The organism is Sphingobacterium sp. ML3W, assembly GCF_029542085.1.
Classification (GTDB): Bacteria; Bacteroidota; Bacteroidia; order Sphingobacteriales; family Sphingobacteriaceae; genus Sphingobacterium.
Genome location: NZ_CP107036.1, coordinates 1,085,025 through 1,100,372, shown reverse-complemented (window position 1 = coordinate 1,100,372; position 15,348 = coordinate 1,085,025). Strand labels below are relative to the sequence as shown.

Here is a 15,348-nt window from a genome sequence, read left to right as displayed (position 1 = left end):
TACTTGTTCAAAATTTGTAGTCTAGATTTTATATTCGTTGCCAACGCCAATTGTTAACGACAATACAAATATATAAATAGTTTTCAAAAAGACTACTAAATAAGTAGTCTTTTTGAAAACTATTTATGATCTTCTTATAAAAGGCTCTTTATTGTGTGAGAAGGATCAATTAGCGGGGTATTAGTGACAGTTCTTCCCTAAAAAAAATTATTTATTCTCGTAAGATAAATCTATCAATAGGATTATTGTAGAGGATAATGGTCTAAAACAACATAAGCCCGATATCGAATCGGGCTTATGTTTATAATTTTTTTGCGATTTCATCCTCGCTAGAGTTGATATCCCAAAGGTATCCACGATTTGGAGGATCTTATTCTCCGTTTTCTTTTGCAGCAAGATATCTTTCTGCTTCAAGTGCAGCCATACAACCAGTACCAGCCGCAGTAATCGCTTGGCGGAATATATTATCCTGTACATCTCCACAGGCAAACACTCCTGGTATATTGGTTGCAGTACTATCTGGCTTGGTAATCAGATAGCCTGTTTCATCCATTTCCAATACGCCAGTAAACAACTCCGTATTGGGTTTATGACCGATTGCAACGAAGAAACCTGTTACTTCAAGATCTTTCTCAGATTGATCTTTATTATTAATTACACGGATTCCTGTCACCACTTGACCATCCCCTAAAACCTCTTTAGCCTCGGAGTTGTAATGTACTTCAATATTCGGTGTGTTCATGACGCGGTGCACCATTGCTTTAGATGCGCGGAACTCATCACGGCGCACCAACATGTGAACTTTCGAACACAATTTTGCGAGATAAGTCGCCTCTTCTGCAGCTGTATCGCCAGCACCTACGATGGCAACTTCTTGATTTTTAAAGAAGAAACCGTCACAGACAGCACAAGCTGACACACCAAAACCGTTATATTTTTGTTCAGATTCTAAGCCCAACCACTTCGCTGTTGCTCCTGTAGCAATAATCACGGTGTCGGCAGTAACCTGAACTGTTCCATCGATTTCTACGCGGTGTACATCACCTGTGAAGTCTACCTTTGTCACATAACCAAAGCGTACGGATGTTCCAAAGCGTTCAGCTTGTTCCCGTAAGTCTTCCATCATAACTGGACCGGTAATCCCTTTTGGATATCCCGGAAAATTGTCCACTTCTGTGGTTTGTGTCAACTGCCCCCCCGGTACAATACCTGTATATACCACTGGTTTCATATCCGCACGGGCAGCATAAATTGCTGCAGTATATCCCGCCGGTCCTGAACCAATAATCAGACATTGTACATGCTCCACTTCTTGTTTGAATTCCATAATCCTTTTTCTAAGCTATTAATAAAGTTATTTTTTAAATTTATCTTGCAATCCTTTCAACATATCCAAAGAGATATTTTGAGGTTTCTCCTCTTTTTGCTGATTGAATTCCTTTTTAGCAGTTTTTTTATCTTCTACTGAATGCGTCGGAGTTGCTTTCGCTTTTTGCTCGCTTTTTTCTTTCTTATATCTGATCCAGATATTTTCCAGTACTTTTTTGGTATATAAAGGAAAATCACCGTTCTGCATCCACGCATAATAGCTGGGCTCCTGTTCAAAGACTTCTACAATTGGTTTTCCTTTGTGTTTACCAAAATTAATGGTCTCTAATCCATCTTCGTTGTATACGATGCGGCCTGCGAAATCTACGGGTTTACTTAAATTTGTAAAATCGTGCAATGCAGCAACATCATTGACAACAGGATAAGATACAACGCCATGACGATCTTCAAATGCTGATCCTTCGTATTTTGTCAACTGTGCTTTTAAGACTTCATACGTAGCACGCACATCCGCTTCAGCAGTATGTGCATTTTCAAGATTTTCATTACAATAGAACTTATACGCTGCCTTTAAAGTACGCTGTTCCATTTGATGGAAGATGTTCTGTACATCAACAAAGGCACGCCCTTCCAACGAAAAATCCACGCCTGCACGTAAAAATTCTTCCATAAGCATAGGTACATCAAACTTATTTGAATTGTATCCTGCCAAATCCGCATCGCCAATAAATGCCGCTAATTCTACCGCAATGGCTTTAAATGTTGGTGCATCTTTGATATCTTCATCACGAATACCATGAAAGAACGTTGATTCTGCAGGAATCGGTCTTTCTGGATTAATTTTCTTCGTATATACAGTTTCTTCACCACTGGGCACCACTTTCAAAAATGATACTTCTACAATACGATCTGTCGCGACATTAACTCCTGTCGTCTCCAAATCGAAAAATACCAATGGCCTCTTTAATTTTAATTCCATGCTGGATAGTATGCTTTTTTTACAAAAACCAAAAATACAAAGTTGAATTTGATTTTTGTAGTCTGTGAAATTTAATTTACAACCGCTTGATGAATCGGTTCCAACTGATTGAATTTACCTACGACAACCTTAATCATTTGGTTAAAATCGAAATATTTATTTGCGATATCACGAACTTTCTCGGGTGTCATGTTTTTGACCTGTTCCATGTAATAAGAATAATACGTTAAGCTCATATCGTTCAACAAGACATTTTTGAATTTATCCGCGTGAGAAAAGATACTCTCCAAAGAACCCAACATCGATCCCTCCATATAGGTTTTCACCAACTCGACTTCTTCGTCCATGGCTAATGTGGTCTTCAACAGGTTGATTTCTTTCTCGATCTCTGTTAACGTTGCATTTGTTACATCTACACCAACTTCCGTAGCAATTGTTAAAAAGCCGGTATGTTTTAAGGTCGCAACCGCCGAACCAATACTGTAGGTATATCCTTTTTCCTCACGGATATTTCGCATCAATCGCGAACCGAAAAATCCACCCAATAATGTATTTACAAATTGTAGCGCAGGGTAATCGGGATGGGTTCTCGAAATGGTTTGATTCCCCAGACGAATAGCTGATTGTAGTGCATTTTCTTTTTCTTCATAAGCTATACCACCGGCATCTTGAATAAATACAGGATTATTTGCCGTAGTGACTGCTGTATCGTCGGGCCATTCGAATCCAAAAATCTGCTCCAACTCTTTCATCAAATTATCAGAAACATTTCCCGACACAACCAATGTACAATTGCTCGGTACAATCTCTTTCTGATACAATGCAATCAATTGATCACGATTAATCGCATCATAATCATCTAGTTTTGGCGTACGACCATAACGGTTGCTTTCACCAAAAACCAAGTTGTAAAACTTACGTCGTGCCAAATAATCATTTTTTTGAATGGATACCTGAAATTTTTGCTTGTTGTTACGTAGATAGGTATCAAGTTCCTCCTGTGGAATAGATGCTTCTGTCAGTATATCTTTGACAAGCGGTAGCAAAACCTGACTATGTCTGTTCAATGTATACAAAGACAAGGAGGTTACATCAAAGGAGTATTCAGGGACGAGAAATGCACCATAAAAATCTACTTTGTCTGCAATCTCGGCACTTGACATGCTCATTGTACCTTCTTTTAACAATGCACTTAATGCACTATTCAGTAGCGGATTTTCATTTTGTACATCGAGGTATTTATTTTCAAAAATCCATTCAATGCGGACAAGTTCTTGTTCAGGAGAATGAAATACATACACTGGCAATCCGTTTGCGAACTGCTTTTTGACAGGTTCTTTCAAACTTATATGACCGATTTCACGGAATTCAGGTGCTTTTGTTCTATCCAACATGTCGTATCTCCTCCTCTTGTGCTTTATACATTAATACTGATGCGTTTTCGGGATTAAAAATAGCTTGTGCTTGTGCTTGTACTTCTTGGGCCGTAACAGCCAAATATTTCGACACTTCGGTATTGATACCATCGGCATCACCAAGCAACTCATGAAAGGCCAAATTCATTGCCTTATCCAAGATTGATAATTCAGCAAATACATTGGTTGACTCGATTTTATTTTTAACTTTTTCCAGCTCGATATTAGACACCAATTCTTTTTTCAACAGATCGAGTTCTCCCCATACTGCACATTCGGCTTCTTCCAACGATATTCCTTCGGAAGGCTTACCTTCGATAACAAACAGGTTATTATCAATACTACCCATCACATAAGCATTTAATTCACTAAAGAGCCGCTCTTCTTTTACTAGTCTACGGTATAGTCTTGATGAAGATCCTCTGGAAAGAATATCCGAGAGTAGGTCCATCGCAAAGTAACCATCTTCCAGTCGTGCCGGTCCGTGAAAAGCCATGTAAAGTGCATCTAGTGGTACTGGAGCAAAAGCCGTTTCCCTTCTTAGTTCCTTTTGTATCGGTTCTTGCGGTAGCTGACGGTTATATTTTTGACCGGGATCAATATCGCCGAACCATTTCTGAACCAAGGATTTAACTTCTTCATAATGAACATCACCCGAGACAACCATAATTGCACTCTGTGGATTGTAATGCAATTTGAAGAAGGCCTTGACATCCTCCATGGTCGCATCTTCGATATGTTTTAGCTCTTTGCCGATGGTGGCCCAACGATATGGATGCACTTTATACGCTAAAGGACGCAATTTGAGCCAAGCATCCCCATAAGGCTGATTGAGATAACGTTGTTTAAATTCTTCACTTACTACATTCCGCTGTACTTCAAGGCTCTGTGGAGAGAATGCTAAGCTTAACATACGATCCGATTCTAACCAAAGGGCTGTTTCCAGATTGGAAGAGGGTAAAGTAATATAGTAATTGGTAATATCATTGCTGGTAAAAGCATTATTCTCACCACCTACTTTTTGTAATTCTGTATCAAAACTAGGGATATTGACGCTACCGCCAAACATCAAGTGTTCAAATAAATGAGCAAAACCGGTTTGCTCCGGAGATTCGTCCCTTGCACCTACATCGTACAATATATTTACACAGGCCATTGCTGTGTTATGATCCTCATGTACCAACACACGTAGGCCGTTTTCTAAAGTAAATTTTTGGTATGAAACCATCTAGTTCTTTTTCGATTTTATGAAATCCAGTTAATACCTTTTCGCAACAAGGATAAGGTCTTGGCTTCTTCGGAGCCTTCTTCAGGGTGATGATCGTATACCCAATTGGCTTGAGATGGTAGACTCATCAGTATGGACTCGATACGGCCATTTGTTTCCAGTCCAAATTTAGTACCAGAATCCCAGACCAAATTAAACTCAACGTAGCGTCCCCGACGGATCAATTGCCAATTTTTCTGCGTATCGTTATATACTTTATTTCTGTTTTTTTCAACCAGCGCAGTATAGGTCGGTGCAAAGCTACGACCTAAGTCACAGGAAAATGCCAAGATATCTTCCATAGCCATACCTGTTTTCGCTGTATTTAATTTATCGTAGAAAACCCCTCCTATTCCACGGGTTTCTTGTCTATGACGAATAAAGAAATAGTCATCGGCCCATTTTTTAAATTCATCATAAAAAGTCGGATTATGTTTATCACAGACCGTTTTCAATTGTTGATGGAAAAACTGCGCATCATCTTCATTCACGTAATGTGGTGTCAGATCAATCCCTCCTCCAAACCAACGCATCTGTTCATTCAATTCGAAATATCGGATGTTCATATGAATGATCGGTACCCACGGATTATTGGGATGAATGACAATCGAAACTCCTGTGGCGAAAAAATCGTCTTCATCGACGCCAAACGCTTTTTTTATTGTCTCGGGTAGTTTGCCATGCACAGCGGAAAAGTTAACTCCACCTTTTTCCAATATATTGCCGTTTTGAATAATCCGTGTTCGGCCACCACCACCACCTTCTCTTTCCCATAGTTCCTCCTCAAAGCGGGCCGAACCGTCCAAGCGTTCCAAAGCCTGGCATATTTCATCTTGAATTTCTTTATAAGCTAAAGCTATCGCTTCTTTTGTAATCATCTACTCTATCGCTAGTTTATGTTAATTTTTCGCTCAGGGCTTGAATAATTTTAGATGCAGGCTGATGTTGATATAAAATTGAATATACGGCATCACAAATAGGTAATTCGACAGCATATTTTTCGGCATATTCCTGAATACAAGCAGAAGCATAATAACCTTCGGCCACCATATTCATTTCAAGTTGAGCCGATTGCACGCTATACCCTTTACCGATCATATTACCAAATGTTCTATTGCGGCTAAACTGCGAATATGCTGTAACCAACAGGTCTCCCAAATAAGCTGAGGTATTGACATCTCGGGATGTATCGCCATCTACTTTAGCAACAAACCGACGCATCTCGCGGATAGCATTGGAAACCAAAACTGCCTGAAAGTTATCGCCATAGCCCAACCCATGGCATATACCCCCGGCAAGGGCATAAATATTCTTTAATACCGCTCCAAATTCAATTCCTAAAATATCTTCCGACAAGATCGTTTTAATGACTCTGGAAGACAAAAACGAAGCAACCAGGGCTGCACTATCCAAATTTTTGCATCCAAATGTCAGGTAGGAAAGCTTGCCTAATGCGACTTCTTCTGCATGACAAGGTCCTCCGACCACACAGATCCGTTCGATATCGACCGCGTAATGCTGTTCCAAAAATTCGCCGATAATCAGGTTATCCTTAGGAATAATCCCTTTGATGGCTGACACGACTATTTTATCTTTAAAATCCTCCTTTGTGACTCCTCTCAATGCATCTTTTAAATAGGCTGCTGGCGTATTTAAAATAACAATATCTGAATTAACAACAACATTTTTGGCATTGGTATCGATGGTTGTAATACTCAAATCAACAGAAACACCACTCAAATAGGTCGGGTTGTGTTTGAATTGTTGAATATACTCTGCATCCTCCTCTTTTCTAATCCACCAAAAAATATGTTTGTCTTGGTCATTTTCGCATAGCATCTTGATCATGGCCGTCGCCCAGCTTCCGCTACCAATTATACCAATCTTTTTCCCCTGCATGTTTTTAATTTGTTTTCGAAAGCAAATATACTTATTTACTGCTTAGATATGCGATTGCATCAAGAGATATGATACTTTAGTTACTTTTAAAACCGAGAAAACTTTGCCAAAATCCTTTCTCAATACCCACATAATAGGTGTTTTCTTCCTCTTTAACGGGGTAAATATGGATAAAGTCATGTTGGGCAGGATTACCCTTGCCTGTTACAAGATCAAATTCATGGCGATGGAAGGGACAGATCACTTTACCCCGTTCACACCAACCATTTTTGAGCGGAGCGCCCGCATGGGGACATTTCCTGGAGAAGGCATGCAATTGATCTTCAAACCAAGTAAGACAAATGGTCTTTCCGCCAAAATTATGCTCTGTTATCCCCTTGTCCTTTAGAAATTGGGCGTTATCAATTTTGTACCATCGAAGCATTCCACAAGATAGTTAAAAATTACAGTGAATTTTCTATCTTTGTGGAATTTCAAAAATTTGCACTATATATGGCTTTACAATGCGGTATCGTAGGTTTACCAAACGTTGGTAAATCAACATTATTTAACTGTCTGTCGAATGCGAAAGCACAGGCAGCAAACTTTCCATTTTGTACAATTGAACCAAATGTTGGGGTAATTACCGTACCGGATGCCCGTCTAAATAAATTAGCTGAGTTAGTCAATCCACAACGTATCGTTCCAAATACCATTGAAATCGTCGATATCGCCGGATTGGTAAAAGGAGCATCAAAAGGTGAAGGATTAGGTAACCAGTTTTTAGGAAATATCCGCACAACAAATGCGATCATCCACGTTTTGAGATGTTTCGATGATGGTAATGTTATCCACGTGGATGGTTCAGTAGATCCAATCCGAGATAAAGAAATCATCGATACAGAATTGCAACTTAAGGATTTGGATACTGTGGTAAAGCGTATCCAAAAAGTTGAGAAAATGGCAAAAACCGGTGGTGATAAAGATGCTAAGAAAACCTTTGACATCCTATCTGTCGTTAAAGAACATTTGGAGGCAGGCAAGTCAGCACGTACAGCACCTATTGAAGCCGAAGATTTTGAATTTATCCAAGACTTAGCCTTGTTAACCGCAAAGCAAGTACTTTACGTATGTAATGTGGATGAAGGCTCTGTCAATACGGGTAACGCTTATGTGGATCGTGTAAAAGAAGCCGTGAAAGATGAAAAAGCTGAAGTATTGGTTATATCTGCACAAATTGAGTCTGAAATCGCTCAATTGGAGAGTTACGAAGAGCGTAAGATGTTTTTGGATGACCTCGGATTAGAAGAATCTGGTGTCCATAAGTTGATCAGAGCAGCATATTCCTTATTAAATTTAGCGACCTACTTTACAGCAGGCGTTCAAGAAGTACGTGCCTGGACAATTGAGACTGGTTTCACAGCGCCTCAGGCAGCTGGTGTCATTCATACAGATTTTGAGAAAGGATTTATCCGTGCTGAAGTGATCAAATATGATGACTTTGTTAGTCTAGGCTCTGAAAGTGCTGTAAAGGAAGCCGGCAAATTAGCTGTAGAAGGAAAAACTTATATTGTGCAAGATGGTGACATTATGCACTTCCGTTTTAATGTATAAATAGCTGATTAAACAGCAGGATTTTAAAAAATAAGCGGCTGAAAAGATAATTTTCGGCCGCTTATTTTTGCACTATATTTTAACCCACAAATTTCCAGTATATTCGCTCTATATTTACTACAGCCCCAGTTATTCAACGTTGAGTCCACCTATCTATAGACGAGTCATTGCACCAACATGATGATGACATCTTACTAACAAGAAAAAGTGTGTACCTTACAATCTTCAAATAAAATATCGGTAAGCCGCTACAAAAGCTGGTTTATTTATTAGCAGAATACAGTTATTCCCTATGTTATTTAACAAAATAACGGTGTTCTATTACCTCAACTTTTTTAACATCTTTATCTTCCAGCAATTTTTTGACATCACAATGTCCTGTTACACCACGATAAATTAACGTCCCACCAAGGGTCAATCCTGAAAGCCCAGTCAGTGGAGATTTAAATATCTTTTTTACGCCCAAACCCAAAATAAAGCCACCCGCAATCACAGACAGCACGCGTTCGGAAGCACCGATATTCTCCTCAATGCAATCATCTTTTATCTTAGCCTTAATCTTGTCAAATGCAAATAGCAATAGGTTACTCATAATTATCTATATTTAAGTATTGTTTCTTTATGTAAACAAATTATGATCCAAAAAAGTTTAGAAATAGAATAATAGTTTTTATATGATTTCTCGGATCACATCCCTTATATTCGTATTTATCAAATTAAATATCCATGCAAGTCAAAAAATATTCTGGAGAATTAGTACCCTTTAATGGAGACGCCTTACGGCATTCTCTTTCCCGTTCGGGAGCAAATAGCGATCAGGTAAACGAAGTATATAATAGTGTTGTCGGTGAAATATACGATGGGATTTCAACCAGGGAGTTATATCAGTTGGCTTTCGATACACTGAAAACCGTTCGAAACTCATTTGCCGCACGATACAGCCTAAAAAAAGCCTTACGTGATCTTGGACCTGAGGGTTTTTATTTTGAAAAATACATCTCACATTTGCTTCGTTCAATCGGTTATGAAAGCACCACTGGGCAGACGGTACAAGGTCATGCTGTTTCCCATGAATTGGATGTTGTCGCTTATAAAGACGGTAAGTTGATGACAGCGGAGTGTAAGTTTAGAAATGACATTGACGCCAAGATCTCCGTTACCACACCAATGTACTACCTATCGAGGTTCAAAGATATCAGTGGAATTGATTATGATTTTTTTGGCAAAAAATTACAGTTTCAGGAAGGCTGGCTCATCACTAATGCCTACTTTACATCAGATTCGATCGATTTTGCAACTTATTACGGCATCAACTTGCTTTCTTGGGATTATCCAAAAGAGAATAGTATCAAAAGAAGAGTCGATAAAGCAGTCTTTTATCCGGTCACCTGTTTAACCACCCTTTCGGACCTGGAAGAACAGCAGCTCTTAAAAAATCAGTTGATCTTGGTAAAAGATCTTGTAAACAATCCGGATAAACTGGATATTCTTGGACTTAACAAGGAAAGAAAAGAGAAGGTCCTCAAAGAAGCTAGTGAGCTATTAGATTACAAAGTAGAAGAAGAATATTAATATTATCAGTCTAAAAAAGCAATAGGCATACATTTAGACCTAAATATAGCCTATTGCTTTTTACAAACTTTAATTATCTGTCTAACGCAACGGGATAGTAAACCTTACCATATTTGGAAAACTCACTTAAATCCATCTTTTCCCAAAAAATGGCATAGATTGCAGCGCCAGAGCCTGACATAGAGGAGTATATTGCCCCTTTATGATACAAAGCATCTTTAATTTCTTTGAGCAAGGGATAACGCTCGAAAATAGATTCTTCAAAATCATTTCGAATATGGAATTTCCATTCCTGAATAGGCAATCGGATCGCCTCTTCCAGATTAACATCTGAGGGCATCGGTTTCACTCCACTGTAAGCTTCGACTGTAGAGACATGGATATCAGGCATGATAACCGCGATATGGTATTCATTCAGATCAAGCGGTATCTCCTTAAAATCTGTCCCTATCCCAGTTGCAAACACGGGTGTATTTGCAATAAAGAATGGGCAGTCTGCCCCCAATTTTGCGGCATATCTCGTTAACTGTGGACTTGTCAAATTTAGTTTAAACAGCTCATTAAGTCCTTTCAATACAAACGATGCATCCGCAGATCCGCCGCCCAATCCAGCTCCAATTGGAATTTGTTTGATTAGATCAATTCTGACAGCAGGAATGTCAAATTCCTTTTTTAACAATGCATGCGCCTTTAAACAGAGATTATCTGCAAATTCGCCGGGTATGTGGTACCCCTGTATTGTCAGCGTAGAATCTTGTGCATCTGTCTCCAGTATCTCTATAATATCATAGATTGGTAAGGGATAGAAAATGCTATTCAATTCATGATAGCCATCCGTTCGCCTGGCAACCACCTGCAGTCCAATATTTATTTTAGCATTTGCAAAGAGTATCATATGATATCGTCTAAATCAACACTTAAATTCTACATTAATAGCTCACCAACGAGGAGATCGTATCACTAAATCGAGACAATCTGCCTTTTGCTTTGAGAAAATCCAATGAAATGATAAAACTATAGGCTGCAATCACTCCGCCCAATTTTTCAATAAGTTTGCTTGCTGCGACGACAGTCCCGCCCGTTGCCAACAGATCATCATGGATCAAAATACGGCTACCTTTTTCGAATGCATCTTCATGAATTTCTATCGTTGCCTGACCATATTCTAGCGCATAAGACTCAGAAATCGTTTTAAATGGTAATTTTCCTTGCTTACGAATTGGAATAAAGGGCAATCCTAATCTGTTGGCAAGTAAAAATCCAAAAAGAAATCCACGGCTTTCAATACCTGCAATAGCATCAATTTCTATTCCTTGAAGTTGGTCAATAATCGCGTCGATCATTTCATTGCAAAGTTCAGCATCTTTCAACAAGGGGGTAATATCTTTGAATACAATACCCGGTTTTGGAAAATCCACAATATCCCGGATTTCCAGTTTCAATTTATCTTGAATCATTCTCAAATATTAAATACGGCGCGATTTTAGCAATAGCAAGATCTGAAAGTGTACCTATCTTGGTAAAATCTTCTATATTAGCATAATTGCCATGTTGATCTCGATAATTAACTATTAATTTCGCATCCTTTGGGCTAAGATACGGATGTTTGCCCAATGAATTGGCATCAATCTGGTTAATATTGATTTTTTTGATTCCCTCTAAATTAGACACCGTAATATAGTCCTTAATGAGTTCATATGTTTCCGAAGTGACACCATAAACTTCTTTTAGCTGCTCTATCCGATAGAAACCGCCAAGCACCTCTTTATATTTCAAAATGCGTTTAGAAAGAATTGTACCGATCCCTTTGAGGCTCATCAAGGCTATTGTGTCACAGGTATTAAGATCTATAAGTTCGGCATGATTGGTTTCAAATTTATCGTAAAGCAAGGGGGCTTTAGCTACCGTACTTGGACCTGTTGTCTCCACTTTAATGCGGATAAAGGGTTCTAGTTTTTTGTATAATTTTGCATTGATGGAATACATTTTCCTAACATCATTTTTATCTTTAAACCGGCCACCTTTTTTCTCGTAGTTCTTGATCACAGCAATTTGCTTATCCGAGAGGCCAAGCTCGCGCCATGCTTCTACAGATAAATTATTGGGATCAAAATAAAATAGCTTAGTATCTACAACGTTATTTTCTATACCGGGATCCGGACCTGAACGTGCTACCCTCTTTTCCAAATGAACATCGGCTACCTTAAATTTCTTATTTGGATAATCTTCGACATCAGTTGAATCATGAAATGACTGCTCAAAAACCCTTGCTTGATGGGCAATCGGGTCATTTTTATCTTCTCTACTAACAAGGGAATATATAATACTAAAGACGATGATTATCACCAATATAACAAAGAACCCATTTTGCTCTGTTTTGTTAAATTTAAAATAAGTCAATAGCCTTTTCATAAGCTGTTAGGGATTGGGTTGCATAAATTTAATAAATTAGAAGGAAAATAAAAAGAGAGGTATTAAAAAATACCTCTCTTTTGTTATAAATATTGTACCGATATAATTTTATAACACCGATTTATCTACTTTTTCCACTTTACTACCATCCTTTAGCGTTTTAGAGATAGCATCAAATGGTCGAGAAACGACTTGATCTCCTTTTTTCAATCCGGATAGAATAATAATGTTTTTATCATCTTGAATTCCAGTTTTGATCGGAACTTGTTTTACTGTCTGATCTTTTAAAACAAATACATATTCTTGTATTTTCTTATTTGTATTCGTAGAATCTTTATCATCCGATCTTACAGTAACCGATTGGATAGGTACAACCAGGCCTTTATCATGTTTTGTAAAAATCTGTACAGTAGCGGATAATCCAGGCTTGAACGGCGAAGCGACATTTTCTTTGATCAGATCCTGATAAGATTCCGCGCTAATACGCACCTTTACATTAAAATTGGTGACTTGGTCTGTCGATGAGGTTGCCGCTGTTGTCGTTGCGATATTTTTGGATGAGCTTGCAATTTCGGTAACAATACCTTTAAATTTTCTATCTTGAAAAGCATCTACTTCAATTTCAGCTTGATTTCCTACTCTGACGTTGTTGATATCATTTTCATTGACATCAACATTTACTTCCATCGAAGACATATTGGCGATGCGCATAATTTCAGTACCTGCCATTTGCGCTGTTCCCACCACACGTTCTCCCTGTTCGATAGACAATAAAGAGATAATACCATCCGTCGGAGCATAAATGGTTGTTCTGTTCAGATTATCCTGAGCTTCTTTTACAGAAGCTTGTGATTGATCGATCCCATATCTACTTGATTTTACAGTCTCTCTTTGGGCCTGTATCGCTGCGAGGGTCGAAAAGTACTCAGAAGAACTCTTATCCATTTCAGCTGCGGAAATAACCCGTTTTTCAAAAAGCTCCTGGTTTCTCTTGTAAGTTGCAGCTACATTTTTGAAATTTTCTTCCTGTTGTTTTAGTTGTTGTTGTGCAGCCGCTAGATTGGCACGTTGCGAATTCATCGCTGCTACAGAGCGATCATAGCCAGACTGTAAGATATCGGGTTTAATCCGACAGAGTACTTGTCCTTTTTTTACAAAGTCACCTTCTTTGATATTTAGTTCAACAACCTCACCCGAAACTTCCGAGCTCAACTTAACTTCTATTTCCGGTTGTATTTTTCCACTGGCAGACACCAATTCATCTACATCCGTTTCCTTCACAACGTCTACAGCGACTTTAGTAATCTCTCCTTTTCCAAACCAACCGGCCTGAAAGCCGATAAAAACAAAAATTGCCAGGAGCGCTACGACTATTAATAGAATCTTTACTACACTACGTTTTTTCTTTGCCATTGTTTTTGCTAATCAAATAGGTTAATTGTTGTCGAATTGAATTGGATTTCCTAAGTAATAATCAATAATCTTAGATCTGAATATTACGTTATATCTTGCTTGAATCAGATCAAATTCCGCTTTGTTCCGTTCGGTTTGCGCCGTAAATAATTCCAGGGAATTTGCCATGCCGATATCGTATCGTTCTTTGGTTGCTTTGTAAGCCGTTTCAGCACTTTCGAATGCTGTCGTTGCTGAAGTATATTTTTGTTTGGCGGCATTAACGTCCAAAACAGCTTGGCTAACGGCCTTATTTAAATTGTTCTTTGCCAGTTGCTCAGCAGCCTCCGCCTGTTTTAAACCAATCTTAGCTTTCGCGACGTTAACCTTATTCTGATTCTTAGAAAAAATTGGAACAGCAAGTGACAAACCTGTAAAAAATGATTTGTTGTCCGATATTTGTTGGCTAAAAGGTACACGATATATCGTTGTAATATCTAATGGGTCAGTTTGTCGAGTTGTCGCTGAAGAATAATTTGTACCATAGCTTACGCTCAAATTGAGTGTTGGATAATATCCCCCTTTGGCAATATCGATTTGCTTTAATGCGGCATCCTTATCCAAAGCAGATTTATGAATATCCGGTTGTCTTGTTAATGCTTTCTGATATACATCCATCGCATTTTTATCTACTGCGTTTAGCAAAACAGATTCCAAACTTGGGCGTTCTAAAGAAATTACTGTTTCGGAAGGCATTTCCATCAATTGTTTCAAAGTTAATAAGGACATCTCGTACGAATTCTTCAAATTTACTTTGTTCAATTCATTCGTAGCGACCTGATTTTTTGATTTTGCAAGATCAGCAATGGTCTTATTCCCAACAGAAAACTGAATAGAGTCTAATGAAAATTGTTGTTTCGATAAGGCAATCTGATCTTCACTTGCTACCATCAATTCATGATTGGTGATGGCTTCTAAATAGTTCACAAGGACATTTAAAACAAGATCATTTTTCACTTTATCCACCTGTGTAGCTGCTGATTCCAGCTGTAATTTATTTGCCTTTATTTGATTGACTTGTTGGAAACCTTGAAATATATTCACGCTAGACCCTACCGATCCAGCGGTAGTTCTAGTCCATGCATTGTTGACAATTTGTGCCGAGGTCAAATCGAAGGCAAAGCCGTAACGGAAATTTTGATCAACGGAAGCTCTTAAATCAGGTAATAAATTACTCTTTGATTGAAATAGGTCCTGAGCAGCGAGATCTTTGCTCAATTCGGCTTGCTTAATTTGCACATTACGTTCCAAAGTCATGCGTATAGCTTCGGCTACCCCAACTACCTGTTGAGCTTGGATTAGGTTGTTCGTTCCAAGAAAAAAACCAGTAAATATTACTGCAGAATAATAAAATCTTTTCATGTTCATATGTAGAACCATACAATTTTTATAGATTTGAACTTCATTTATCGGTTATGTATTTTGTCAAA

Annotated in this window: 15 protein-coding genes; 2 read left to right on the top strand and 13 right to left on the bottom strand. The window is 38.4% G+C overall.

Features of this window, described 5'->3' with window-relative positions; genetic code table 11:
• Positions 1-370: 370 nt before the first annotated feature.
• The 7 genes from trxB to OGI71_RS04640 form a co-directional block, all read right to left on the bottom strand.
• Positions 371-1,327, bottom strand: a complete 957-nt coding sequence (gene trxB, locus OGI71_RS04670; protein WP_282254192.1) for a thioredoxin-disulfide reductase — start codon at positions 1,325-1,327, stop codon at positions 371-373.
• A gap of 27 nt (positions 1,328-1,354) precedes the next feature.
• Positions 1,355-2,308 carry a 3'-5' exonuclease gene (locus OGI71_RS04665; RefSeq protein ID WP_282254191.1) on the bottom strand — a complete coding sequence of 318 codons (954 nt, stop codon included), beginning with the start codon at positions 2,306-2,308 and terminating at the stop codon, positions 1,355-1,357.
• A 71-nt stretch (positions 2,309-2,379) separates the two neighbouring features.
• Positions 2,380-3,702 carry a pitrilysin family protein gene (locus OGI71_RS04660; RefSeq protein ID WP_282254190.1) on the bottom strand — a complete coding sequence of 441 codons (1,323 nt, stop codon included), beginning with the start codon at positions 3,700-3,702 and terminating at the stop codon, positions 2,380-2,382.
• Entirely contained in the window at positions 3,692-4,951 is a 1,260-nt protein-coding gene (locus OGI71_RS04655; protein WP_282254189.1) for a pitrilysin family protein, read from the bottom strand. Before OGI71_RS04655 ends, OGI71_RS04660 begins: the two co-directional genes overlap by 11 nt.
• A 17-nt stretch (positions 4,952-4,968) precedes the next feature.
• Complete coding sequence (hemF, locus tag OGI71_RS04650; RefSeq protein ID WP_282254188.1) at positions 4,969-5,868, bottom strand: oxygen-dependent coproporphyrinogen oxidase; 900 nt, start codon at positions 5,866-5,868, stop codon at positions 4,969-4,971.
• Positions 5,869-5,884: 16 nt separating this feature from the next.
• Positions 5,885-6,889 carry an NAD(P)H-dependent glycerol-3-phosphate dehydrogenase gene (locus OGI71_RS04645; protein ID WP_282254187.1) on the bottom strand — a complete coding sequence of 335 codons (1,005 nt, stop codon included), beginning with the start codon at positions 6,887-6,889 and terminating at the stop codon, positions 5,885-5,887.
• Between the two features lie 76 nt (positions 6,890-6,965).
• Positions 6,966-7,313, bottom strand: a complete 348-nt coding sequence (locus OGI71_RS04640; protein ID WP_282254186.1) for a Rieske (2Fe-2S) protein — start codon at positions 7,311-7,313, stop codon at positions 6,966-6,968.
• 68 nt (positions 7,314-7,381) lie between these two features.
• On the opposite strand from OGI71_RS04640, the gene ychF reads away from it, so the two are divergent.
• Entirely contained in the window at positions 7,382-8,482 is a 1,101-nt protein-coding gene (ychF, locus tag OGI71_RS04635; protein ID WP_282254185.1) for a redox-regulated ATPase YchF, read from the top strand.
• Between the two features lie 295 nt (positions 8,483-8,777).
• Here ychF and OGI71_RS04630 read toward each other — a convergent pair whose 3' ends face one another.
• Positions 8,778-9,074 carry a DUF2892 domain-containing protein gene (locus OGI71_RS04630; protein WP_282254184.1) on the bottom strand — a complete coding sequence of 99 codons (297 nt, stop codon included), beginning with the start codon at positions 9,072-9,074 and terminating at the stop codon, positions 8,778-8,780.
• 134 nt (positions 9,075-9,208) lie between these two features.
• On the opposite strand from OGI71_RS04630, the gene OGI71_RS04625 reads away from it, so the two are divergent.
• The gene (locus tag OGI71_RS04625; protein WP_282254183.1) at positions 9,209-10,054 is read left to right on the top strand and encodes an ATP cone domain-containing protein; all 846 of its coding nucleotides are present in this window, start codon (positions 9,209-9,211) and stop codon (positions 10,052-10,054) included.
• A gap of 73 nt (positions 10,055-10,127) precedes the next feature.
• On the opposite strand, the gene ispE is transcribed toward OGI71_RS04625, so the two are convergent.
• From ispE to OGI71_RS04600, 5 genes are all read right to left on the bottom strand, one after another.
• The gene (gene ispE / locus OGI71_RS04620) at positions 10,128-10,949 is read right to left on the bottom strand and encodes a 4-(cytidine 5'-diphospho)-2-C-methyl-D-erythritol kinase (protein WP_282254182.1); all 822 of its coding nucleotides are present in this window, start codon (positions 10,947-10,949) and stop codon (positions 10,128-10,130) included.
• Positions 10,950-10,983: 34 nt separating this feature from the next.
• Entirely contained in the window at positions 10,984-11,511 is a 528-nt protein-coding gene (locus OGI71_RS04615) for an adenine phosphoribosyltransferase (protein ID WP_120257369.1), read from the bottom strand.
• Positions 11,498-12,454, bottom strand: a complete 957-nt coding sequence (locus OGI71_RS04610) for a helix-hairpin-helix domain-containing protein (protein WP_282254179.1) — start codon at positions 12,452-12,454, stop codon at positions 11,498-11,500. Before OGI71_RS04610 ends, OGI71_RS04615 begins: the two co-directional genes overlap by 14 nt.
• Before the next feature lie 120 nt (positions 12,455-12,574).
• A complete protein-coding gene (locus tag OGI71_RS04605; protein WP_282254178.1) occupies positions 12,575-13,879 on the bottom strand; it encodes an efflux RND transporter periplasmic adaptor subunit in 1,305 nt (434 codons plus the stop codon).
• A gap of 21 nt (positions 13,880-13,900) precedes the next feature.
• Positions 13,901-15,280, bottom strand: coding sequence for a TolC family protein (locus OGI71_RS04600; protein ID WP_282254177.1), 1,380 nt, complete (start codon positions 15,278-15,280; stop codon positions 13,901-13,903).
• Positions 15,281-15,348 lie beyond the last annotated feature (68 nt).